This window comes from Streptomyces sp. NPDC030893 (assembly GCF_055571535.1).
Genome location: NZ_JBVIFC010000025.1, coordinates 1 through 21336 on the forward strand (window position 1 = coordinate 1; position 21336 = coordinate 21336).

Here is a 21336-nt window from a genome sequence, read left to right on the forward strand (position 1 = left end):
ACGTCCAGGGCATGCCACGGGCAGAAGGCGACAAATCGTCACATCCGGAGCTCAGCAGGCAAACCGCCCACCTCGAGACTTCTCAAAGACCCTGGAGGGAAGAGGGTCTTCTCTGTCCCGCAGTTCTTCAGGGCGAGCGCAGATGATGACCCGGCAGCGCCCGGTCTCGGCCAGCGACCGGGCGGCGTCGGCGTAGAGCTCGACCGCATCGGCGGTGGCGGAGGCAATGTCGACGCGGGCAAGGCGGCGCAGCTGGCGTTCGGGGATCTCGCGGACGAGGGCGTCGTCGAAGACGAGCTGGGCACCGAACGGGGAGTCGCCGCTGAAACCGGGGAACGGTTGGTGAAGATTCTCCTGCCCGGGCTTCGTCTCCTTCGCTTCGATTGGGTCCTGGCAGCGCTGCAGCCAACTCCGGATGCCGTCGACCGCATGGGCGGGGCCGACCAAGGCGATGGGGATCTGACGGGGTCCGGTAGGGGAGTCGGCGTCGGCCGGGCCGAACACGCTGATGCCGTAGCGGGGATCGATGTGACGGTTTCCGGCGCGGAACTCCAGTTCCGGCTCATGAAGCACTGGTGCTTTCATTGCGGCAGCTCCCACAGTCCCTCGGCCAGCCCGTTCACGCTCGGCTTCGGCGCTGGTTCTTGCGGAATCCAGACGCCTTCGTCGATGGCGGCATCGCAGTCGAGCTGTAGGAGCTGGCCGAATCGGATGCGCTCATCCCGGCTCCTGAACAGGGTGTCATCGCCTTGCAGATAGTCGGCCCAGGCGCGTACGAGCTGGTAGACGGCATTGTTGCGTTCCAGCCGCTTGATCTTCTGGACGTACTCGGCGTCGAACAGGGAGTCGCGGTGACCGTCGATGGTGAAGTGGTAGGTGGGGTTGATCTCCAAGAACCACTGCTCACTACAGCGGCGGAAGTACAGGCTGGCAGCGTAGTGACGGCAGAAGCTGATCTTGGTCTGGTCGTCCTTGCCGAAATACGGGGTGAAGAAGGTGCGTCCGCGGCTGCCTCGGTAGCGGCCTTTGATCTTCCGGCGGGACCGGTCGGGCGGGGCCTGCATATAGACGACCTTCTTGGTGGGATGCCAGACCAACTCGGGATGGTGGGCGGAGCGCAGCGTGAAGTTCAACAGGGACACGAAGCGCCGCTGCAGGTCGGGGTCCTCGGTGGTCGCCCATTCCTCACTGAGGACGGAGGTGACCGGCCCGTCGCAGAGCACGGCCAGCGGGCCCTCGTCCAGTCGGCACAGCGAGAAGATCCGTCCGGCAGCCAGGACGAAGCCGCTCTCGAACTGGTTGCCGTTCGATCGCATCCGCTCCCAGGCATCGCCGCGGTCACGACAGGGCGTGGACGCCTCGTAGATGAGTGGGGCGAAGCCCTCAACCTTGAGGAGGTTCGAGACCAGCTGTTCGCTTCCTTCGAGCCGCGGCAACGGCTCCCCCACGGGTACGCCCAGGGCCGACAGTCGGCTGAAGGCGTCGGGGTCGAAGCGGTCTGCGGCCTTGTCGAACTGAACGACCCGCCGGGCTTTGCGTTCAGGGTCGGCGAACCAGGTGTCGACGCGCTTCCACCATGCTTGTTGGATACGCAGGTCGACGCAGATGAGCACGACTGGTCGCCCCAGCCGAAGCCAGTAGGCGATGTGGTCGGCCTTGCACGTGAACTTGAATCCCGTCGCCGTCTCGCCCCGAAATCCGACTTCTGTGCCTTTCACTTGAGCCAGGACGGCGACACCGGTGACTTCCCGGTCGACATCCACGAACTCGATCTGCCCGTCGACGGCGAAGTCACGTTTGGTGTCGTTCCACACATGGCCGGCATCGGAGACGGCCTTGTCGACGAATGCTTCACCCCGGTACCCAGCCCGCTGCTGGACACTGCGCTTCGGCATCCGATCAGTGCTCCGAGAAACGCACACATGTGTGCTCCGCAGCCCTGCTGAATCTGGGCGGCCGACGGCGCGCTTTGTTGTCCCACCCCATGCAGTGATCCTCCGTCGTTCGCGCGTGGTCCGAGTCAACTCAGGATAAGAGGGACCACTGACAATGACCTGTGCACGTCCTTCGGGAAGAGTGAACCCGGAGGCTGGGTACCTGAACGTTTCGAGGTCCACACGGCAGCGGGGCCTGCTGAATGATCAACCTTTGTTTGGCTTGGGGCGAAGCGGCCGCGGGCGCGGCGACGGCCGAACTCCTCGAGTTCGGCCGTGGTCAAGAGGCGGCACGCAGCGAACACGTCGATCAGATCACGCGGCACTCCGCAGTCGGCGAGAGCGCGGATCTTCGTCCCGATCACGTCCTCCTCCGCGAGGACAAGCCTGTACGGGTTCTGGGGGACGGCCGCCAGAAGATCTCCTTGAGAATGCCGACCTCACGTCCTGCCCGGTGGCTGAGCCGGTTACGGTTAAACGGGCGGCCAGCGGGGCGGTCTCGAGCGCCTGCACCTTCCAGTCCCGGCTTCCAGACCCTACGGAGGGGCTGCGATGGCGGCCGCGGGCGCCGGGTTGTCGGTGGCGATATCGAGGTCCTGGCGAGGGCGGTTTACAAGGTGGTGCGCCCGCACGGTGTATCCGCCAGTGAGGACCAGGGGTGTACGGGGAGCCGAGCGCAGTCACATCCGCCAGCAGCCACGTGTGGAGCCCCGGCATGTCCGTCACGAGGCTGCCCGAGTGCGGGAGGCGAGCTCGGGGAAGGTGTCCTCCCAGACAGTGCGCACGGTGCGACCGACGAGTGTGCACAGCATCGGCCACAGCTGGAGGAGCAGGTCCTGGTTGAGATAGAGGGGCAGATCATCGTAGGCCCTCGTGTAGGACGGTGCGCTGCAGCCCCATGCGCTGGCGTGGCTTGCTGAGGTCGTACGAGGTCATCCCGGACCAAGCCATGTGCGGCGGCAGCGCCACGCCCCCTGAGTGGGTCCCTGCAGCTCGGCCAGCGACTCCGGTAGGCGCCGCCGCAACTTCTCCCGTACAACGCGAGATCCTCGGCGTTCGCTCCCGAGAGGGCCCTCGGCGCGGGTGCGGGGCGCTGTGGGCTGGAAGGCATGACTCCATTGTCGTGGCCGGCCAAGTGGTGCGGATCATGATGTGCGAGCCGGTGTCCGCAGTGAACGCAGTCGAGCTCACGCAGGGGGAGCTGGTCGTGCCAGCCAGTTCCGCCCCCAGGAGAGATGGCTAGTTCGTCATGACGCTCGTTTGACGCTCTGGGCGTCCGTATGCAGGACAGCGAGCCGAGAAAGAGGCTTTGACCTGGCCTTTTCCGAGACTCGCTCAGGCCGACATCTTTCCGATGACGCACCACGTGGAGTGCGTCGCCATCCTCGAACCGGCCGCGAAGGGGGCCTGAGCCGCGGGCCGTGGCGAGCAGGTCACTTCGCCGGTACTTCGGCCGCCCGCGCGCTTCGCTCCGGGCCCGCCGACAGGGTGGGCGGCCTGGGAGCGAGGAGGAAGACGATGGCGCCGACCACGTCGCCGGCCGGCCGGGTCCGGAAAACGAGTCCGCCGAAAAGCCATGCCCTTCTGCCGCTCCACGGCGCCTCGTCGAGACATGTGAAGGGGCGGCACGGGTGCCGGCCACCCGAAGCGTCGGCCGGTCGGACGGAACCTGCGTCGGCGACGCCCTCCCTCACGGCTTCCCGGTCGTCGCCAAGCCCCGCACCGGCTTCAAGCCCCGCTGTGTCACCGTCGTCGAGAACCGAGCCGACCTGCGGGCACAGGGGCGGGGGCGAGGATCGTCCGAGTGATGGTGACGACGTGGCCTTCACGGCTGCTGACGTTCGGATGACGCTCCATTCGGGCTGCTGACGCGGGGCCGTCCCGCTCGGAGGGGCCGGCCCTGCCCGGACGGCATCGCCCTGCAAGAGCATCCGGCGGGGCGACAGGCAGTGACGGCTGTCGGCCGGGGCCCGATAATGGCGTCGTGATCAACAGGCGTTTGCGTGTGGTGCTGGCCGAGGACTCCGTCGTTCTCCGCGACGGTATGGTCGAGCTCCTGGGTGCCCGCGGATGCGAGGTGGTGGGCATCGCCGGGACGGCCCCCGAGCTGCTCGCCGGGGTGGCCGAGCACCAACCTGACGTAGCCGTGGTGGACATCCGGATGCCGCCCACCCACACCGACGAGGGCATTCGTGCCGCCGTCGAGATCCGTGCGAAGACACCCGAGGTCGGCATCCTGGTCTTCTCCCAGCACCTCGAGACAGCCTGGGCCTCCCGGCTGCTGGCCGCCGGCGCCGCAGGTACCGGGTACCTGTTGAAGGAACGCGTCGCCCGAACCTCTGAGTTCGTGGACGCGCTGCACCGGGTTGCCGAAGGGGGCACGGCGCTCGACCCGGACGTGGTCACCCGGATGATGCGCGGTGGACAGCGCAGCCGGGTGGACACCCTCACACCGCGCGAGCGCCAGGCGCTGGAACTGATGGCGCAAGGTCATTCCAACCGCTCCATCGCCGCACTGCTGGTGGTGTCGGAGCGGGCGGTGGAGAAGTACGTCGCTGCTGTCTTCGCCAAGTTCGGTTTGCGGGCGACACACACCGACAACAGGCGGGTGAAGGCCGTCCTGGCCTACCTGTCGGAGAGTGGCGGTCGAGACCTCAGCACAGATGCGTCGGCAACTCGGCGGTGACGACAGTGGGCCCGCCGGGCGGGCTGTCCACCCGCAGAACCCCGTCCACCGCCGCGAGCCGCTCGGCCAGGCCGGTCAGTCCGGTGCCGGTGCCGAGGGTCGCGCCGCCGCAGCCGTCGTCGCGCACGATCAGTCGGACGCGCCCGTCGGCGGCGCGCGCTGTGCATTCGGCTGAGCGGGCACCGCTGTGTTTCGCGATGTTGGTGAGGAGTTCGGCGGCGCAGAAGTAGATGGCGCGTTCGACCACCGGGTGGGGGCGTTCCCGCAGATCCAGATGGACGAGGACCGGTACCGGTGAGGTGGCGGCGAGGCCCGGTAGCGCCTCGCCGAGGCCGCCGTCCAGCGCCACCGGGTGAATCCCCTGGGTGAGCCGCCGCAGTTCTGCGACGGTGTCGTCGGTCTGGGTGCGGGCGCGGTCCAGCAGGGACCGCAGCCGTCGGAGGTCCGGGCCGCCGGCGGGAGAGAGGGCGTCGTCGGCCAGCGAGAGGGTCATGGCCAGGGCGACGAGCCGGGCCTGGGTACCGTCGTGCAGGTCGCGCTCCAGGCGGCGGAACTGATCGGTAGTGTCCGCGAGCAGGGCGGCACGGGCAGTCTCCAGCGCTCTGACACGCTGCTGTGCACGGGCCGGGCCGAGCAGCGATCGTGCGAGTCGTCGGTTCGCTCCGCTCAGCAACCGGATCGTACCGGGCACCGCGGACAGGAGGAGAAGTCCCAGCACCGTGGAGGCGGTATCCAGCCAGCCGGCCGGCCGCGTACCCGGTTGCAGCAGGTGAACCCAGAGCGGAAAGCCGATCAGCCAGCCGCAGCCGAGGGGCAGCGCCACGGCGGTGGCGAACCCGAGTACTCCGAGTGGCAACCGCAACACCAGGTAGAGCAGTGTTCGCCAGGCAACCGGATCGGTCAGCACGACACGGCCACGGACGACTGCGCTCGCCGGGAGAGGCAGCTTCGCCGGTGCCTCGACGTATTCGCCGAGCAACTGGTCGACCAGCCGTCGGTGCAGCGTGCCCAAAGCACGCGCGCCCAGCAGCGCGGCGACCACGAACGGCAGACCGATCACGGTGAGCGAGAGCAGTGCCCCCGCATACAGGACGGCGAATGCGTAGACGCCGCCGAGCAGGGCGAGCGGCAGCCCGACGACGGCGAAGGCCCACTCGCCGCCTCGGACGGACAGGTAGCGCCGCTGCTCAGCCATCTCCGGCCCGGCCACCTCCTGCGTGGAGGGTGACAGAAACGACCCGGGGGGTGGCGGGTTCACCCCGGTCCGGAGTCCCGTGCGGGTGGACGTCTGCTTGCCGGCCGCGTCCCCGGCGACGGGTCCACCGCTGCGCTTACTCACGGCCACCGCCCACCAGTTCCGCCGCCGGGCCATGGGCCGCCCGCAGGCCCGTGGCCAGGATGCACGGGACGGTCAGCAGAGCCGCACCCGCGACGATGAGCCAGCAGGCGACCACGGGGAAGGACGGCACGGGTGATCCGGTCACCGCTGTGCTGAACGCCGCTGACGCGGCGCCCGCGACCGCCGCTCCGAGCAGGACACCCACCGCCGTGGTCAGTACAGCCTCCGCGGTCAGCATGCGCATGAGCTGCGGCCGGGTCGCGCCGGCCAGCCGCAGCAGCGCGAACTCGCGGCGCCGTTCGGCGGTCACGGCGACCAGGGTGTTCAGGGTGGAGACGGCGGCGAAGCAGGCCAGGAGCGCCAACTCGGCCTGGCGTAGCCAGACGTCCGTCGCGGAGGTGGCGCCGGCCGCCGTCGGGTTCGTGGCATGCTCGGCGGTGCTTGTCATGATCAGCATGGTGCCCGACAGTCCCACGAGCAGTGCCACCGGCACCACGGCGGACGACATCCGCCGCGCATACCCGCGCAGGTTGGCGTCGGCCAGCCATCCCGCACCGGGTGCCAGCGCCCGTACCGGCGCCCCCAGCGCTGCCGCCAGGAGCCGCGCCGCGAACGGCCCCGTCAGGGCGACGGCGATGAGCAGAACCAGCGAGCCGAGCAACGCTGCCTGCCCGGCCTTGTCCGCCTGTTCGGGCGGCCGCGTCGCGGCCAGCCGCAGCAGCAGGATTCCGCCCACCAGTACGCCGATGCCGGCGAGCAGGCGCAGCGCGCCCGCCCGCCCGTGCTCGGTGGAGCTCGCGGTGAGGGCTGCCGCAGGCGCGATGCGGGAGATCCTCCGGGCCGCGACGGCCGAGGCCGCCAGACCGACGGCGAGCGCGGCGGCCAGTGCGACCAGCATCGGTACCGGCATCACTGGAACCCGAACCCCCGGCACGGCCAACCCCAGCCGCTGGAGCTCGGCGAGGAGACGACGTGCCGTGGCCACTCCGACGACCCAGCCCGGCACAGCCATCAGCAAGGTGGTCGTGAAGACCTGGACACGGACCAGTCGCCGTGCCTGACGCGGCGTCGCCGCGATGGTGCGCAGCAGGGCCAGCTCATGGTGCTGCTGACGGAGGGCGAAACCCAGCGCGTTGATCACGACGAAGAACGCGACCAGGACAGCGATCTCCCCGAAGGCACCGGCGATCACCATCAGCCCGGGCCCTGCGGTCGCCTCCCGGACGGAGGCAGGTGTGGTGACATCGACGGCGAACAGGGAACCGAACAGCGTCAGGGTGGCAATGGCGAGGAAAAGCGCGACCGCCAGACCGACGAAGGCAGCCGGACGCCGGCGCATCTGTCCAAGGGCGACCGAGGCCATCATGTTCGCCCGCCCAGCCGGCTCAGACGCTCGCCGACCTGGGTGGCGGACGGCCGGTCGAGCTCGTCCACCACCAGACCGTCGGCGAGCAGCAGCACCCGGTCCGCGTACCCGGCGGCGACCGGATCGTGGGTCACCATCACACAGGTCTGGCCCTCCCGGTCCACACCGGCGCGCAGCAGGGCGAGGATCTCCTGGCCGGTGGCCCGGTCGAGCGCGCCCGTCGGCTCGTCGGCGAAAAGCACCTCGGGGCGGGACACCAGCGCCCGGGCGATCGCCACCCGTTGTTGCTGCCCGCCGGACAACTGCCCGGGCCGGTGTCGCTCACGCCCGGCCAGCCCGACCCGGTCGAGCGCCTCCATCACCCGGCCCCGGTCAGGCCGCTTCCCGGCCAGCCGACCGGGGAGTTCGACGTTCTGCGAGACCGTCATGGCAGGCATCAGGTTGAATGCCTGGAAGACGAATCCGACCCGGCTGCGCCGCAGCTTTGCCAACTGCCGTTCGGGCAGCCGGGACACCTCGGTACCGCCCCACCAGACGGAGCCCCGAGTGGGCCGGTCCATCCCCGCAAGACAGTGCAGCAGAGTGGTCTTGCCGGAGCCCGAGGGCCCCATCACCGCTGTGAACGTCCTGGGTGCGAGGGTCACCGACACCCCGCGCAGCGCATGCACGGCTGCGGCGCCGCGCCCGTACTCACGGTGCAGGTCCGCCGCCCGGGCGGCGGTTCCCCCGCCGGTATCCGTCGTCATCTCAGCCATGCCCTCATCCTCGGCGGCCACGGCACGGCGATCGATCGTGGCAGCCACCGATTCAGGGGTTCGGGAAACCGAACCCTGCTCTCAGCAGTGCGTGGCGATTCTGGAGCCTGCCGCGAACAGGCCGTGACCTCCGCGGGCGGGCGCCGACCGTCCTGACGCTCGTCCGATGCCGGACCCGACGAGGCGTCAGGCTACGGTTCGTTTCGGTTCGGAAGCCGTACCGGTGGTCCGGCGTGGACGTGGTGGACGTCGCCCGGTCCCCGGGATGCCGAAGCAGTACCCGCCGGGCGACTTTGTGGACGAGGACCACTACCGCCCCACGCGGCACGGCGGGGAGCGGTAGCGCGCAGGCGGGTGACGAGCCGCCCGCTGCTCGTGCCGGTTCGACGGGCTTGAGCAGTGGCCGAGACGGGTTCACGTCACGCGACGGCGGTGCCCTCGAGCTCGATCATCTGACCGGGGATCGCCAGCCGTGTCACACCGAGCATGGTGGTGGCCGGCGCGACGCCGGCGGCTCCCAGGCGGCCCGCCAGCACACCGTAGTGCTGGAAGAGCAGATCGACGTCGGTCGTGTAGACGTTCAGCCGGACGAGGTCCGAGAGGGTCATGCCCGCCTCGGCGAGCACCGCCTCGACGTTGTCGATGGCCAGCGCCAGCTGCGCCGCCATGTCACCGTCGTGCTCGGGCCTGCCTTCCTTGCTCATCGCCGTCTGGCCCGAGAGGTACAGGGTGCGCGAGTGCCCGGAGACGACCTCGCCCTGGTTGAAGCCCATCTCGACCGACCACGACACCGGGTTGACCGCGTTACGTTCCATTGCCGCATCTGCTCCGTTCGGTTCACTGACACTGCGCACGCCCATCGCGCCGGCAACCGCCGCGCTCTAACGTCGTGTGATGAACGCTGCCAGGAAAACGTGACACCTTTGGTCATGTATGTCGTTAGGGTTTTCCCATGCGCGCCGACCGGTTGGTCTCCCTGGTGCTGTTACTGCGTCAGCGGGGCCGGATGACCGCGGAGACACTCGCCCGTGAGCTGGAGGTGTCGACCCGGACGGTGCTGCGCGACATGGAGGCACTCTCCGCGGCGGGGGTCCCGGTCTACGCGGAGCGCGGGCGGCACGGCGGGTTCGAGCTGCTGCCGGATTTCCGGACGGCGCTCACCGGACTGAACCACGACGAGGCGCTCGCCCTCGTGGTCGCAGGATCACGGCGCGGCGCGCAGCTGTTCGGTCTGGGATCGGCGCTCGCCTCGGCCGTGCTGAAAGTGGTCGACGCCTTGCCCGAGGGGCTGCGGGACACCGCCGCCGGAGCGGCGCAGCGGCTGCTCATCGACCCGGAGACCGACCTCCTCTCGCGTCGCGTGGCCCCCGAGGAGATCCCCGACTCCATCACCGCCGAGGTCCGGCGCGCGGTGTTCGCCGGGCACAAACTGCGCATCTGCTACGAGGCCGTGGGCCGGCCCCCGAAGTGGCGCACGGTGGACCCGATCGGTCTGGTCACCGTCAGGGACCAGGGCTACCTGCTGGCCAAGCGCGGCACCGAGGACCGCACCTACCGGTTGAGCCGGATCCTGGCAGCCGAGGAGCTCGACGAACCCGCGCAGCGTTCGGACACGGTCGATCTGGACCGGGCCTGGCGCGAACGCAACGTACGGTTCCGGACCGGCGGCGACAACACCACCGTGGTGGTCCGCGTGGACCCCGCGCACCGGGAGCACCTGGTCGCCACCGCCCTGGCGGTCCGCTCCGAGGAGACCGACGAGGACGGCCGGCTCCGGCTGCACGTCGTCTTCCAGGACGCACGGCACGCGGAATGGGCGCTGTGGCAGCACGCCATGGACGCGGAGGTGGAGGCCCCGCAGTGGCTGCGCACCTCCCTGCACCACCGTGCTTCGGTGATCGCGGCGCGCTACGGGCCACCGACCTGAAAGCACTGTCCACGGAGCGTGTGATCCGGCCGATGCGGTCTGCTTGGTACTCGGTGAATCACAGGGAGCCGTCCGGGCCGGCGGCGATACGGGCGATGTCGGCCGGGGTGCCGGCCATGATGGTGCGGGCGTGTTCGGTGACCAGCTCCGCCGGCCAGTCCCACCAGGCGGCACGCAGGAGCCGTTCGACGTCGGCGTCCTCGAACCGCTGCCGGATCGGGCGGGCCGGGTTGCCGCCGACGATCGTGTACGGCGGTACGTCCGCGGTGACGACCGCGCCCGCGGCGACGATGGCGCCGTCGCCGATGCGTACGCCGGGCATGACGGTGGACCGGTGGCCGAACCAGACGTCGTTGCCGATCACGGTGTCGCCGCGGCTGGGCATGCCGGTGACGATGTCGAGGGTCCGCTCGGCCCAGTCGCCGCCGAACATGGTGAACGGGTACGTGGACACGCCCATCGTGGGGTGCTCGCCGCCGGCCATGAGGAATCGCGTGCCGGCGGCGATGGCGCAGTACCTGCCGATGATCAGCCGTTCCGGGCCGTACGCGTAGAGCACGTTGCGGTGCTCGAACTCGGTGGCGGTCTCCGGGTCGTCGTAGTAGGTGTACTCGCCGACGACGATCTTCGGTGAGCCGACCAGCGGTTTGAGGAAGACCACCCGGTCATGTGCCGGCAGCGGGTGAAGGGTCGTCGGGTCGGGTGTCAACGTCCGTCTCCTCGTGCAGAGTTGTGTACGGGCACGGTCCAGGAAACCGTAACCGGTGCGCAGACGGTTCCGCTCACAGCCCATGACGGTTCCGGATGCCGGCCGTCAACACCCCGCGGCTCAGTCGGGACGTCCAGGGCGCCGATGCCGGGGAGCATGTCCTGCACCTTGGCCTTCAGGCCCTGTTTCACCATGGAGCCGCGGTCGCTGTCGCCCTTGAGGATCGCGGTGGCCGCGGCCTCGATCTGGTCCAGCGAGGCGTGCGGCGGGATCGGCGGCACGGCCGGGTCGGTGCGGAAGTCGATGACGAACGGCCGGTCGGCGGCGAGGGCCCGGTCCCAGGCGGCCTCGACCTGCCGGGGCTTCTCCACCCGTACGCCGTCCAGGCCGATGTGCCGGGCGATGTCCGCGTAGGGGAGGTCGGGGACGGCTTGCGACTCCTCGAACCGGGGGGCGCCGGACAGGGCGCGCATCTCCCAGGTGACCTGGTTGAGGTCGCCGTTGTTCAGCACGGCCACGATCAGCCGCGGGTCGGACCACTCGCGGTAGTACTTCGCGGCGGTGACCATCTCCATCATGCCGTTCATCTGCATGGCACCGTCGCCGACCAGGGCGATGGCGGGCCGGTCGGGGTGGGCGAACTTCGCGCCGATGGCGTACGGCACGCCGGGGCCCATGGTGGCGAGCGTGCCGGACAGGGAACCACGCATACGGCCGCGCAGCCGCAGGTGACGGGCGTACCAGTTGGCGGCCGAGCCGGAGTCGGCGCTCAGGATCGCGTCGTCGGGCAGCTTGCCGTCGAGGGCGTGGACGACGTACTCCGGGTTGACGGGGTCCGCGCTGACGGCGGCGCGCCGCTGCATGACCTCCCACCAGCGGGCGACGTTCTTCTCGGTCCTCTCCCGCCATGCCCGGTCCTGCTTGCGGTGCAGCTTGGGCAGCAGGCGGCGCAGCGTCTCGCGGGCGTCGCCGACGAGGTTGACCTCGTTGGGGTAGCGCAGGCCGATCATGTGCGGGTCGATGTCGATCTGCACGCCCCGCGCCTGCTCCAGCTCCGGCATGAACTGCGTGTACGGGAAACTGGAGCCGATCATCAGCAGGGTGTCGCACTCCTGCATCAGCTCGTAGGAGGGGCGGGTGCCGAGCAGCCCGATGGAGCCGGTGACGTAGGGCAGGTCGTCGGGCAGCGCGTCCTTGCCGAGCAGGGCCTTGGCCACACCCGCACCGAGCACGTCCGCGAGCCGCTCGACCTCCTCCCTCGCGCCGCGGGCGCCCTGCCCGATGAGGACGGCGACCTTCTCGCCGGCGTTCAGCACGTCGGCGGCCCGCTGGAGGTCCTCGTCGGTCGGCACCGGCGCGTACCGTCCCAGTCCGAGGCTCGAGGGCACCATCTTGAAGGCGTGCGTGGGCGGGCTGTAGTCCAGCTCCTGCACGTCACCGGGCAGGATGATCGCCGTCACGGTGCGCCGGGCGTAGGCGGTGCGGAAGGCGCGGTCGATCAGGTTCGGCAGCTGCTCGGGGACCGTCGCCGTCTCGCAGAAGTCGGAGGCGACGTCCTTGTAGAGACTCGCGAGATCCACTTCCTGCTGGTAGGAGCCGCCCATGGCGGTGCGGTCGGTCTGCCCCACCAGGGTCACGACGGGAACGTGGTCCAGCTTGGCGTCGTAGAGTCCGTTCAGCAGGTGGATGGCGCCGGGCCCCGAGGTGGCCGCGCACACCCCGGCCCTGCCGGAGAACTTCGCGTAGCCGACGGCCTGGAACGCGGCCATCTCCTCGTGACGGGCCTGGACGAACTTCGGCTTGTTGTCCGCCCGCCCCCAGGCCGCCAGCAGACCGTTGATGCCGTCGCCCGGGTAGGCGAAGACGTGGTCGACATCCCACTCGCGCAAGGTAACCGTGCGGGCACGGGCGAAACGCCGCCCCCGCGGCGGCGGCCGGCTTCAACACGGACGCGGACGCGGATGCACGTGCCCGTGCTTCCCCTGCCCCCTGCCGCCACCTGTGTGAGCGGGTGCCGTCCGCCGTGTCAGCGCAGCCGGTGCGGGGAACTCTCGCGCAATGCATACCGATATCACCGTGCAGGTCGACGGGGTCCCGCATCGGCTGACGGTCGACACCCGCACGACGCTGCTCGACGCCCTGCGTGAACGGCTGGGGGTGACGAGCCCCAAGAAGGGCTGCGACCACGGGCAGTGCGGCGCGTGCACGGTGTTGTCCGGCGGGCGGCGTGTGCTGAGCTGCCTCACCCTCGCCGTCACCCAGGACGGCGCCCGGGTCGTCACCGCCGAGGGGCTCGCCGCCGAGGCAACCACCGCCGAGGGAGCCACCGCCGGCGGACAGCAGGCCGGGGGCGAGCTGCATCCGGTGCAGCGGGCCTTCATCGACTGCGACGCGTTCCAGTGCGGCTACTGCACCCCGGGACAGGTCGTCTCCGCGGCGGGGATGCTCGACGAGTTCGCGCGGGGCTGGCCGAGCGCCGTCACCGACGGCACGGCGGCGCCGACGCTCGACCGCGCGGAGGTGGCCGAGCGGATGAGCGGCAACCTGTGCCGCTGCGCGGCCTACGTCAGCATCGTGTCCGCCGTCCAGCAGGCCGCGGGGGCGTCCACCGCCCGGCGGGCGGCCGGTGCGGAGGCGGCCGGATGAAGCCGTTCGACTACCGGAGCCCCGCCGACGCGGCGGCCGCCGTGCGCAGCGTCGCCGACGACCCGACCGCCGTCTTCCTCGGCGGCGGTACGAACCTGGTGGACCACCTCAAGCTGGGCATCGTCGAGCCCGGCCTGGTCGTCGGGGTCGCCGGGCTGCTGCCGGACGGGATCGAGGAGCTCGGCGGCGGCGCCCTCAGCATCGGAGCGGGCGTCAGCAACAGCGAACTCGCCGCGGACCCGCGGGTGCGCGAGTGGTTCCCCGTACTGTCCCAGGCGCTGCTGTCGGGCGCGTCGGGGCAGCTGCGCAACATGGCCACCACCGGCGGCAACCCGCTGCAACGCACCCGCTGCGTCTACTTCCAGGACGTCACGACGCCGTGCAACAAGCGGACCCCGGGCTCGGGCTGCTCCGCCATCGGTGGCTGGACCCGCCACCACGCGATCCTCGGCGCGTCCGAGCACTGCATCGCGGTCCACCCCTCCGACATGGCCGTGGCGATGGCCGCGCTCGACGCGCGGGTACGGGTGCTCGGCCCGGACGGCGAGCGCACCCTCCCCTTCGTCGACCTGCACCGGCTGCCCGGCGACACCCCCGAGCGCGACACGGTGCTCGAGCACGGCGAGCTGATCACCGCGATCGACCTGCCGGCCCTGCCCCTCGCCCGCCGGTCGGCCTACCGCAAGGTGCGCGACCGTGCCTCGTACGCCTTCGCCCTGGTCAGCGTGGCCGCGGCGGTCGAGATCGAGGACGGGGTGATCGTGGACGCGCGGATCGCGTTCGGCGGCGTGGCACACGCGCCGTGGCGCGCGTACCGGGCCGAGGAGGCGCTGCGGGGCTCGACGGCGTCGGAGCGCGGCTACCGCGCCGCCGCGGACGCGGAACTCGCCGACGCCCGGCCGGCCGAGGGGCTCGACGGCGGCAACGCCTTCAAGATCCCCCTGCTGCGCCGCACCCTCACCGCCACCCTGCGCGACCTGGCCCGAGAGGACGACGCCCGATGACCTTCCTGAGCGAACCGGACGCCATCGGCCGCGACCTGCCCCGCAGGGACGGAGCCGTCAAGGTCCTGGGCACCGCGGTCTACGCCTACGAGACCCCGCTGGAGAACGCCGCCTACCTGCACCCCGTCCAGGCCGCCATCGCCCGGGGGCGCGTCACGGAGCTGGACACCACCGCCGCCGAGGCGCTCGACGGCGTGGTCGCGGTGCTCACCCCCGGTACCGCGGAGCGCCTCGCCTCCACCGAGGACAGGGAACTGGCGGTCCTGCAGGACGAGGAGGTCGCCTTCCGGGGCCAGGTCGTCGCCGCGGTCGTCGCCGACAGCTCCGAGGTGGCGCGGCACGCCGCCGCTCTCGTCCGGGTGACCTGCGCGGAGGCGGCGCACGACGTCGGCCTGCGGGCCGACCGCGACGACCTGTACGCGCCCGAGACGGTGAGCGGGGGCATTCCCACCGACACCGCCGAGGGCGACGTCGACGCCGCCATGGCGGCCGCGGCGGTGACCGTCGAGCAGACGTACACCACCGCGATGTACCACAACAACCCGATGGAGCCGCACACCACCACGGCCCTCTGGGACCCGGAGGGCGACGGCTTCCTCACCCTCTGGGACTCCACGCAGGGCGTCCATCCGACGCGTACCGCCGTGGCGTCGGTGTTCGGCCTCGACGAGGCGCGGGTGCGGGTCGTCTGCCCGTACGTCGGGGGAGGGTTCGGGTCGAAGGGGCAGCCGCACGTCAACGTGGTGCTCGCCGCGCTGGCCGCGCGCGCGGTCCCCGGCCGGCCGGTGCGGCTGGCCCTGACCCGTCAGCAGATGTTCTCCCTCGCCGGCCACCGCACCCCGACCATCCAGCGGTGCCGGCTCGGCGCCGACCGCGACGGCACGCTGACCGCCGTCTCGCTCGACGTCGTCGAACACACGTCAAGGATCAAGGAGTTCGCCGAGCAGACGGGCGTACCCGCCCGGATGATGTACGCCTCGCCGAACCGGCGGACCACGCACCGGCTCGCCGCCCTCGACGTCCCGGTGCCGTCCTGGATGCGCGCCCCCGGCGAGTGCCCCGGCATGTTCGGGCCCGAGGTGGCGATGGACGAGCTGGCCGAGCGCCTCGGCATGGACCCCGTCGACCTGCGGATCCGCAACGAGCCCGAGGTCGAACCCGGTTCGGGCAAGCCGTTCTCCAGCCGCGACCTCGTCGGCTGTCTGCGGGAGGGCGCGGCGCGGTTCGGCTGGACGGAGCGCGATCCGCGGCCGGGTGTGCGCCGTCGCGGCGGCTGGCTGGTCGGCACGGGCGTCGCGGCCTCCACCTACCCGGTGAGCAGGATGCCGGAGTCGACGGCGACCGTCCGGCGGGAAGGCGACCGCTACGTCGCCGAGATCGGCGCGGCCGACCTCGGCACCGGTACCTGGACCACGCTGCCGCAGATCGCCGCGGACGCGCTCGGCGTACCGGTCTCCCGGGTGGACGTGCGGATCGGCGACACCGACTACCCGATGGCGTCGGTGGCCGGGGGTTCCTCGGGCATGACGACGTGGGGCTCGGCCGTGGTCGAGGCCGCACGGGCCTTCCGCGACAGGTACGGGACCGAGCCGCCGGACGGGGCCGAGGCGTCCGGCTCCGTCGGGCCGCCCGACGAACACCACGCGATGCACGCCTTCGGCGCGCAGTTCGCCGAGGCGCACGTGCACACGGACACGGGCGAGGTGCGGGTGCCGCGCCTGCTCGGCGTGTTCGCCGCGGGCCGGATCATCAACCCGCGCACGGCGCGGTCGCAGTTCGTCGGCGGGATGACGATGGGGCTGTCCATGGCGCTGCACGAGAACAGCGTCCTCGACCCCCGCACCGGCCATGTCGTCAACCACGACCTCGCCGAGTACCACATCACGGCCAACGCGGACGTCGACCGGATCGAGGCGCACTGGCTCCCCGAGCACGACCCCCACGTCAACGCCATGGGATCGAAGGGCATCGGGGAGATCGGCATCGTCGGCACGGCCGCCGCGGTGTCGAACGCGGTGTGGCACGCCTGCGGGGTGCGCGTACGGGACCTGCCGATCACGCTGGACAAGGTGCTGCACGCGCTGGAGGAGCCGCCCGGGCGGTGACGGTCAGCGCCTGAAGTCCATCTCCTCCAGGCGTGTCTGCACCGTCCGGCCGCTCTCCCACGCGTTGGCGCCCGGTGCCACGTCCGGCATGGGGATGTCCGACCGGTTCCGCCGCTTGCGGGACGTCGAGACGCCGAGCCTGTCGTCCCGGTCCCGGACCATGTCGTCCGCGGCCTGTCCGTCCTCGGTGAAGCCCATCATCAGCTGCGGGATCCCGTAGGGGAAGTCGTCGCGGTCGTACTGCCACGTGTGGAACGTCTTCCCGTACGTGGTCACCAGGTCCTCGAAGTAGACGTGCTCGGCCAGGTCGGGGATGCCGGGTGCGGTGAGGATGCCCGACTTCACCTCGTAGTGGTGGCTGTGCCAGAGCCGCTTCTCGTCCTCGGGCAGACCGCGGAAGCGCTCCTCGCTGACGATGTACTCGATGCCGATCAGCCGGGCGTCGGGCGCGTTGCGGTCGAAGATCACGCACTGGTGCAGGTCGTGCCGGAGGTGGATGCACAAGTGCGTGGCCTCCACCTGCCGGCCCATGTCGTCGGCGTACAGGTGGAACCCGTTGAGGTAGGTGCTCATCGCGTCCAGCGGGTACTTCGGCTGCATCGCACCGGCCGCCAGGTCCAGCGCGCGGTGCTTGAGCGGGTGTCCCTTGCCGATCCTGCCGATCGTGGCCGCTTTGCGGCCGAGCAGGACGCTCGCCGCCGTGGTGAGGCCTGCCGCGGCGCCGATGCCGATGGCCGCGGCGGGGTGGTGCGAGCGGTGCTTCGCATGTGTGAGTGCCATGGGCGGCGGGTCCCCCGTGCACGGGAGCCGTAACGGCCGCCGTGCACCGGGACCCGCCGCCCACCGGATCGCCGGAGCCGTGAGCCCGTCGTCAGGCGGGAACGCCGTCGTCCGCCCCCTCCGTACGGCGGGCCAGCAGGGCCGCGCCGGACCCGGCCGCCGCGCATGCCGCGCACAGCAGCCACACCACCACGTAGGCGCCCTCCGTCGGGGCCGCGTCCGGTGCCGGGGCGTCGCGGGTGGACGCGGCCAGCACGGCGGCCATGAGAGCGCCGGCGACCGCCCCGCCGAACGTCTTCACGTTGTTGTAGAGGGCCGTCGCCACCCCGCTGCGGGACCGGTCGGCGGCCTCGACGATCACCGTGGGCATGGCGCTCAGGGCGATGCCCAGCCCCAGTCCGGTGACGACCTTGGCCGCCACGATCTCGCCCACGGCGCCGTGCCGCGCGGCCAGCACCAGGAAGCTCACCGCGACCAGGGCGAACGCGCAGGCCAGCGCGGAGCGGTAGCCGACGCGGCGGGCCAGCGGCACGGCGAGGGCCGACCCGGCGACGGCGGCGAGGATGGCGGGCAGCAGCATGAGCGAGATGTCCGCCGAGGACATCGCGAAGCCGTAGCCGGTGTCGCCCGGGTCGGCGGCCAGGAACGTGGTGTCCGGCGCCTGGGCGGCGAAGTAGACGACGCCGAAGCCCGCCGCCGCCAGATAGAACGGGCCCGCCCGCCGGTCGGCCAGTGACCGTACGTCCACGAGCGGATCGGGGCGGCGCAGTTCCACCCGTACCCACACCGCGAGCAGTACGGTCCCGAGGACCAGCGGGCCGACGACCAGGGGCCCCGCGCCGCCGTCCCGCTCCAGTGCGGAGACCCCGGCGAGCAGGGTGCTCGCGCCGAGGGCGAGCAGCGCGAACCCGGCCCAGTCCATGCGCGCCCCGCCCGCCGCGGCGGACTCGGGGACCGCGACGAACGACAGCGGGACGCACACCGCGGCGAGCCCGGCCGGGATCAGCAGCGCGGCGCGGACGTCCCCGAGGGCGCCGGCCGCCGCACCCATCAGGGCCGCGCCGAGCAGCCCGCCGACGGTCAGCGCGCCGACCAGCCGGGCGATGGCCCGGCGGGCGTCGGGCACCGACAGCCGGTCCCGGACGAGGGCGATCTCCAGCGGCAGGAGCGCGGCGAGCGGCCCCTGCAGCGCCCGCCCGGTCCACAGCAGCGCCGGAGCCGGGGCGAGCGCCACGAGCAGGGAACCGGCCGCCACGCACACCAGCGCCACCCTGAGCATCCGGCGGTGGCCGTACAGGTCCCCGAGGCGCCCGAAGAGCGGCACGCAGACGGTAGCGGCGAGCAGTTGCACCGCCCCGATCCAGTTCGCGGCGGAGTCGTCGAGGCCGTAGGCGGCGGCCAGTTCGGGCAGCAGCGGGGTGATGCCCATCTGGGTGAAGCCGCTCATCACCTCGAACAGCACGAGCAGTCCGACGACCGCGCTCACCGAGGCGGCGGGCGCGGTGCCGGCGGCCCTGCCGGGCGTGGCGGTGCCGGTCATGCGGTCACCGCCTCCGCCGCCCGCTCCAGCCGCCGGGCGGCGAGGCCGGCCAGCAGCGCCGCCGCGGCCGGCAGCACCCCGTCGTCGTAGGCGGCGTGCGGCGAGTGGTTCATCGGGGCGGTGGCGGGGTCGCGGCCGGCGGGGCAGGCGCCCAGACCCAGGAACGCGCCGGGCACCTCCTGGAGGACGAGGGAGAAGTCCTCCGAGCCGGAGATCGGACGCGGCGCGGTGAGGCTGCGGCCCGGCCCGAGCAGGTCCGCGGCCACGGCGGTGGCGAACGCGGTCTCGGCCGGGTCGTTGACGGTCACCGGGTAGCCGTCCTGGTAGTCGACGTCGGCGGTGACGCCGTGCGCGTCCGCGATGCCCCGCACCGTGCGCAGGACGCCCTCGCGGACCTTGGCACGGGTGGCCTCGGAGAAGGTGCGGACCGTCGCCCGGAGCACGGCGGTCTCCGGGATGACGTTGCGTGCATCCCCGGCGTGCACCGAGCCGATGGTGAGGACGGCCGGGTCGAACACGTCGACCGTGCGCGTGACCATCGTCTGGAGCGCGGTCACCATCTCGCAGGCGGCGGTGACCGGGTCGGCGGCGGTGTGCGGCGAGGAGCCGTGGCCGCCGCGGCCGGTGACGGTGACGTCGAACCCGTCCGAGCCGGCGAGGACCGTGCCGGGCCGGGTGGCCACGACGCCGGCGGGCAGCGTGTTGGCGGTGACGTGCAGGGCGTACGCGGCCACGACGCGCTCGCCGGCCGCGTCCAGCACGCCCTCCTCGATCATGAGCCGGGCGCCGTCGTGGCCCTCCTCCCCGGGCTGGAACATGAACACCACGTCACCCGCCAGCTCCTCCCGGCGCCCGGCCAGCAGCCGGGCGGCGCCGACCAGGGCGGCGGTGTGCAGGTCGTGCCCGCAGGCGTGCATGAGACCGGGGCGCTCGGAGGCGTAGGGCAGCCCGGTCTCCTCGGCCACGGGCAGCGCGTCCATGTCGCCGCGCAGCAGCACCGCGGGGCCGGGCCGGCCGCCGCGCAGCACGGCGACGACCGAGCTGAGGGCCGTGCCGGTCGTGATCTCCAGGCCGAGCCCGTCGAGGGCGGCGAGCACGGCCTGCTGGGTCCGCGGAAGGTGCAGGCCGGTCTCGGGGTGGCGGTGCAGCGCGCGGCGCAGCCGCCGCAGGTCGTCGGTGAGCACGGAGGCATCGCTGAGGTGGAACATGGCCGATAGGGTGCGCCTGGCCGAAGACGTACCCGCCGACACGCCTGGATGCGCCGATGTCACCCGATCCCGTGCAGGAATCCACCGCCTCCCGGTCCGCCACCGCCGAATCCGCTGCTTCCGACTGGCCGTGGTCCCCGCGTGACCCCGGCGGCGACGGCGGTGCGGGCGGGCTGGACGAGCTGGACATGCGGCTGGTGACCCTGTTGCAGGACTCGCCCCGGGCCGAGTGGAGCGAGGTGGGCGCGGCCCTCGGCGTCGACCCCTCGACCGCGGCGCGGCGCTGGGCCCGGCTCTCCGCGGCGGGGCACGCGTGGTTCAGCTGCTACCCGGTCAGCCTGGAGGGCGCCCCGATGGTCGTCGCCTTCGTCGAGGTGGACTGCGTGCCCGGCCGGGTGCACGAGGTGGCCGTCGAACTCGCCGGTGACCCGCACGTGTTCACCGTCGAGCAGATGACCGGCGCCCGGGACCTGGTGCTGACGTGCGTGTTCGACGGTCTGGGCGAGCTGGCCCGCTACACCGGGATGCGGGTCGGGGCACTGCCCGGGGTCGCGGCGAGCCGGACGCAGATCGCGACCGCGCTGCACATGGACGGCAGCCGGTGGCGGCTGGACCGTCCGACCGCGGCGGCCCGGCCGCGGCAGGGGCGTACGGGCGCCGCGCCCGGGCAGCCGGGGCGCTCACCCGTGCGGCGTGAGGACCAGACCCTGGTACGGGCCCTGACCGACGACCCGCGCCAGCCGGTGGCCCGGCTGGCACGGCGCACGGGTCTGAGCCCGACGACGGTACGGCGGCGGCTGCGCCGCCTGGAGGAGTCCAGGTCGCTGGTCTTCCGCTGCGAGGTGGCGCGCGGCCTGTCCGGCTGGCCGGTGAGCGTGAGCCTGTGGTGCGCGGCACCGCCGAAGGACACCGCGCGGATCGCCGCGCATGTCTCCGGGCTGCGCGAGGTCCGGCTGGTCGCCTCCCTGTCCGGCCCGCACAACCTGCTCTTCGCGGCCTGGCTGCGGTCCGTCGACGACATCCACGCCTTCGAGTCGCGGCTCACCGCGCCGTTCCCCGGCCTGACCGTCGCCGACCGCGCGGTCACCCTGTGGCCGGTCAAGCTCGCCGGCCAGCTGCTGGACCCCGCCGGGCGGCGCCTGGGCTCGGTGCCGCTGGCCGGCTGGAACCCGGGCGCCGTCGCCGCCGACGAGGACGCCCTGCTCCGGCGGCTGCGCGGCCGGGGCCTGCCACCGGGCTGACCCGGGCGGCGGGGGCGCGGCCGCCCCCGGAACGCGCCGCCGCCCGCCCGGGCGCACGAGCGGGGCTTGAGGTGCCTGCGAGAGCGCCCCGTGAGA

18 protein-coding genes and 1 pseudogene are annotated in these 21336 nt (G+C 72.0%); 7 read left to right on the forward strand and 12 right to left on the reverse strand.

The window, feature by feature from the left end; genetic code table 11:
• Positions 1 to 51: 51 nt before the first annotated feature.
• The 3 genes and pseudogenes from ACZ434_RS30795 to ACZ434_RS30805 form a co-directional block, all read right to left on the reverse strand.
• On the reverse strand, positions 52 to 585 hold the full coding sequence (locus ACZ434_RS30795) for a hypothetical protein (protein WP_468461641.1): 534 nt from the start codon (positions 583 to 585) through the stop codon (positions 52 to 54).
• A complete protein-coding gene (locus ACZ434_RS30800; protein ID WP_468461643.1) occupies positions 582 to 1895 on the reverse strand; it encodes a DUF4365 domain-containing protein in 1314 nt (437 codons plus the stop codon). Before ACZ434_RS30800 ends, ACZ434_RS30795 begins: the two co-directional genes overlap by 4 nt.
• Positions 1896 to 2160: 265 nt before the next feature.
• A pseudogene (locus tag ACZ434_RS30805) lies at positions 2161 to 2660 on the reverse strand (hypothetical protein); the annotation flags it as partial.
• A gap of 905 nt (positions 2661 to 3565) precedes the next feature.
• Here ACZ434_RS30805 and ACZ434_RS30810 point away from each other — a divergent pair.
• Positions 3566 to 3742, forward strand: a complete 177-nt coding sequence (locus ACZ434_RS30810; protein ID WP_468461645.1) for a hypothetical protein — start codon at positions 3566 to 3568, stop codon at positions 3740 to 3742.
• Between the two features lie 176 nt (positions 3743 to 3918).
• On the forward strand, positions 3919 to 4620 hold the full coding sequence (locus ACZ434_RS30815) for a response regulator (protein WP_468461647.1): 702 nt from the start codon (positions 3919 to 3921) through the stop codon (positions 4618 to 4620).
• Here the strand turns inward: ACZ434_RS30815 and ACZ434_RS30820 are convergent.
• The 4 genes from ACZ434_RS30820 to ACZ434_RS30835 form a co-directional block, all read right to left on the reverse strand.
• Complete coding sequence (locus ACZ434_RS30820) at positions 4589 to 5815, reverse strand: sensor histidine kinase (RefSeq protein WP_468461649.1); 1227 nt, start codon at positions 5813 to 5815, stop codon at positions 4589 to 4591. The genes ACZ434_RS30815 and ACZ434_RS30820 overlap by 32 nt on opposite strands.
• Positions 5816 to 5951: 136 nt before the next feature.
• Positions 5952 to 7322: an FtsX-like permease family protein gene (locus ACZ434_RS30825; RefSeq protein ID WP_468461756.1), complete on the reverse strand. Its 1371-nt coding sequence runs from the start codon at positions 7320 to 7322 to the stop codon at positions 5952 to 5954.
• Positions 7322 to 8080 carry an ABC transporter ATP-binding protein gene (locus ACZ434_RS30830; RefSeq protein ID WP_468461651.1) on the reverse strand — a complete coding sequence of 253 codons (759 nt, stop codon included), beginning with the start codon at positions 8078 to 8080 and terminating at the stop codon, positions 7322 to 7324. The genes ACZ434_RS30825 and ACZ434_RS30830 overlap by 1 nt, the downstream gene beginning before the upstream one ends.
• 419 nt (positions 8081 to 8499) lie before the next feature.
• Entirely contained in the window at positions 8500 to 8895 is a 396-nt protein-coding gene (locus ACZ434_RS30835) for a RidA family protein (protein WP_468461653.1), read from the reverse strand.
• Positions 8896 to 9032: 137 nt separating this feature from the next.
• Here ACZ434_RS30835 and ACZ434_RS30840 point away from each other — a divergent pair, with 137 nt between their 5' ends.
• A complete protein-coding gene (locus tag ACZ434_RS30840) occupies positions 9033 to 10007 on the forward strand; it encodes a helix-turn-helix transcriptional regulator (protein WP_468461655.1) in 975 nt (324 codons plus the stop codon).
• A 58-nt stretch (positions 10008 to 10065) separates the two neighbouring features.
• Here the strand turns inward: ACZ434_RS30840 and ACZ434_RS30845 are convergent, their stop codons facing one another.
• Positions 10066 to 10716, reverse strand: coding sequence for a CatB-related O-acetyltransferase (locus tag ACZ434_RS30845; RefSeq protein ID WP_468461657.1), 651 nt, complete (start codon positions 10714 to 10716; stop codon positions 10066 to 10068).
• A complete protein-coding gene (locus tag ACZ434_RS30850; protein ID WP_468461659.1) occupies positions 10713 to 12605 on the reverse strand; it encodes a thiamine pyrophosphate-requiring protein in 1893 nt (630 codons plus the stop codon). Before ACZ434_RS30850 ends, ACZ434_RS30845 begins: the two co-directional genes overlap by 4 nt.
• 169 nt (positions 12606 to 12774) lie before the next feature.
• On the opposite strand from ACZ434_RS30850, the gene ACZ434_RS30855 reads away from it, so the two are divergent.
• From ACZ434_RS30855 to ACZ434_RS30865, 3 genes are read left to right on the forward strand one after another with little or no spacing between them, the layout of a single operon-like run.
• Positions 12775 to 13362: a (2Fe-2S)-binding protein gene (locus tag ACZ434_RS30855; RefSeq protein ID WP_468461661.1), complete on the forward strand. Its 588-nt coding sequence runs from the start codon at positions 12775 to 12777 to the stop codon at positions 13360 to 13362.
• Positions 13359 to 14366, forward strand: a complete 1008-nt coding sequence (locus ACZ434_RS30860; RefSeq protein ID WP_468461663.1) for an FAD binding domain-containing protein — start codon at positions 13359 to 13361, stop codon at positions 14364 to 14366. The genes ACZ434_RS30855 and ACZ434_RS30860 overlap by 4 nt, the downstream gene beginning before the upstream one ends.
• Complete coding sequence (locus tag ACZ434_RS30865) at positions 14363 to 16471, forward strand: xanthine dehydrogenase family protein molybdopterin-binding subunit (protein WP_468461665.1); 2109 nt, start codon at positions 14363 to 14365, stop codon at positions 16469 to 16471. Before ACZ434_RS30860 ends, ACZ434_RS30865 begins: the two co-directional genes overlap by 4 nt.
• Positions 16472 to 16474: 3 nt before the next feature.
• Here the strand turns inward: ACZ434_RS30865 and ACZ434_RS30870 are convergent, their stop codons facing one another.
• The 3 genes from ACZ434_RS30870 to ACZ434_RS30880 all read right to left on the reverse strand — a co-directional run bounded on the left by ACZ434_RS30870 (position 16475) and on the right by ACZ434_RS30880 (position 19999).
• Positions 16475 to 17251 carry an OBAP family protein gene (locus ACZ434_RS30870; protein ID WP_468461667.1) on the reverse strand — a complete coding sequence of 259 codons (777 nt, stop codon included), beginning with the start codon at positions 17249 to 17251 and terminating at the stop codon, positions 16475 to 16477.
• A gap of 91 nt (positions 17252 to 17342) precedes the next feature.
• On the reverse strand, positions 17343 to 18791 hold the full coding sequence (locus tag ACZ434_RS30875; RefSeq protein WP_468461669.1) for an MFS transporter: 1449 nt from the start codon (positions 18789 to 18791) through the stop codon (positions 17343 to 17345).
• Positions 18788 to 19999 carry a M20 metallopeptidase family protein gene (locus tag ACZ434_RS30880; RefSeq protein WP_468461671.1) on the reverse strand — a complete coding sequence of 404 codons (1212 nt, stop codon included), beginning with the start codon at positions 19997 to 19999 and terminating at the stop codon, positions 18788 to 18790. Before ACZ434_RS30880 ends, ACZ434_RS30875 begins: the two co-directional genes overlap by 4 nt.
• Positions 20000 to 20055: 56 nt before the next feature.
• On the opposite strand from ACZ434_RS30880, the gene ACZ434_RS30885 reads away from it, so the two are divergent.
• Positions 20056 to 21240: an Lrp/AsnC family transcriptional regulator gene (locus tag ACZ434_RS30885; protein ID WP_468461673.1), complete on the forward strand. Its 1185-nt coding sequence runs from the start codon at positions 20056 to 20058 to the stop codon at positions 21238 to 21240.
• Positions 21241 to 21336 lie beyond the last annotated feature (96 nt).

Excerpts from the sequence above, each read along its gene's own strand:
- ACZ434_RS30820 (WP_468461649.1), bottom strand. The coding sequence starts at position 5,815 with ATGGCTGAGCAGCGGCGCTACCTGTCCGTCCGAGGCGGCGAGTGGGCC.
- ACZ434_RS30835 (WP_468461653.1), bottom strand. The coding sequence starts at position 8,895 with ATGGAACGTAACGCGGTCAACCCGGTGTCGTGGTCGGTCGAGATGGGC.
- ACZ434_RS30885 (WP_468461673.1), top strand. The coding sequence starts at position 20,056 with ATGTCACCCGATCCCGTGCAGGAATCCACCGCCTCCCGGTCCGCCACC.
- ACZ434_RS30795 (WP_468461641.1), bottom strand. The coding sequence starts at position 585 with ATGAAAGCACCAGTGCTTCATGAGCCGGAACTGGAGTTCCGCGCCGGA.
- ACZ434_RS30880 (WP_468461671.1), bottom strand. The coding sequence starts at position 19,999 with ATGTTCCACCTCAGCGATGCCTCCGTGCTCACCGACGACCTGCGGCGG.
- ACZ434_RS30875 (WP_468461669.1), bottom strand. The coding sequence starts at position 18,791 with ATGACCGGCACCGCCACGCCCGGCAGGGCCGCCGGCACCGCGCCCGCC.
- ACZ434_RS30870 (WP_468461667.1), bottom strand. The coding sequence starts at position 17,251 with ATGGCACTCACACATGCGAAGCACCGCTCGCACCACCCCGCCGCGGCC.
- ACZ434_RS30825 (WP_468461756.1), bottom strand. The coding sequence starts at position 7,322 with ATGGCCTCGGTCGCCCTTGGACAGATGCGCCGGCGTCCGGCTGCCTTC.
- ACZ434_RS30865 (WP_468461665.1), top strand. The coding sequence starts at position 14,363 with ATGACCTTCCTGAGCGAACCGGACGCCATCGGCCGCGACCTGCCCCGC.
- ACZ434_RS30840 (WP_468461655.1), top strand. The coding sequence starts at position 9,033 with ATGCGCGCCGACCGGTTGGTCTCCCTGGTGCTGTTACTGCGTCAGCGG.
- ACZ434_RS30855 (WP_468461661.1), top strand. The coding sequence starts at position 12,775 with ATGCATACCGATATCACCGTGCAGGTCGACGGGGTCCCGCATCGGCTG.
- ACZ434_RS30860 (WP_468461663.1), top strand. The coding sequence starts at position 13,359 with ATGAAGCCGTTCGACTACCGGAGCCCCGCCGACGCGGCGGCCGCCGTG.
- ACZ434_RS30800 (WP_468461643.1), bottom strand. The coding sequence starts at position 1,895 with ATGCCGAAGCGCAGTGTCCAGCAGCGGGCTGGGTACCGGGGTGAAGCA.
- ACZ434_RS30830 (WP_468461651.1), bottom strand. The coding sequence starts at position 8,080 with ATGGCTGAGATGACGACGGATACCGGCGGGGGAACCGCCGCCCGGGCG.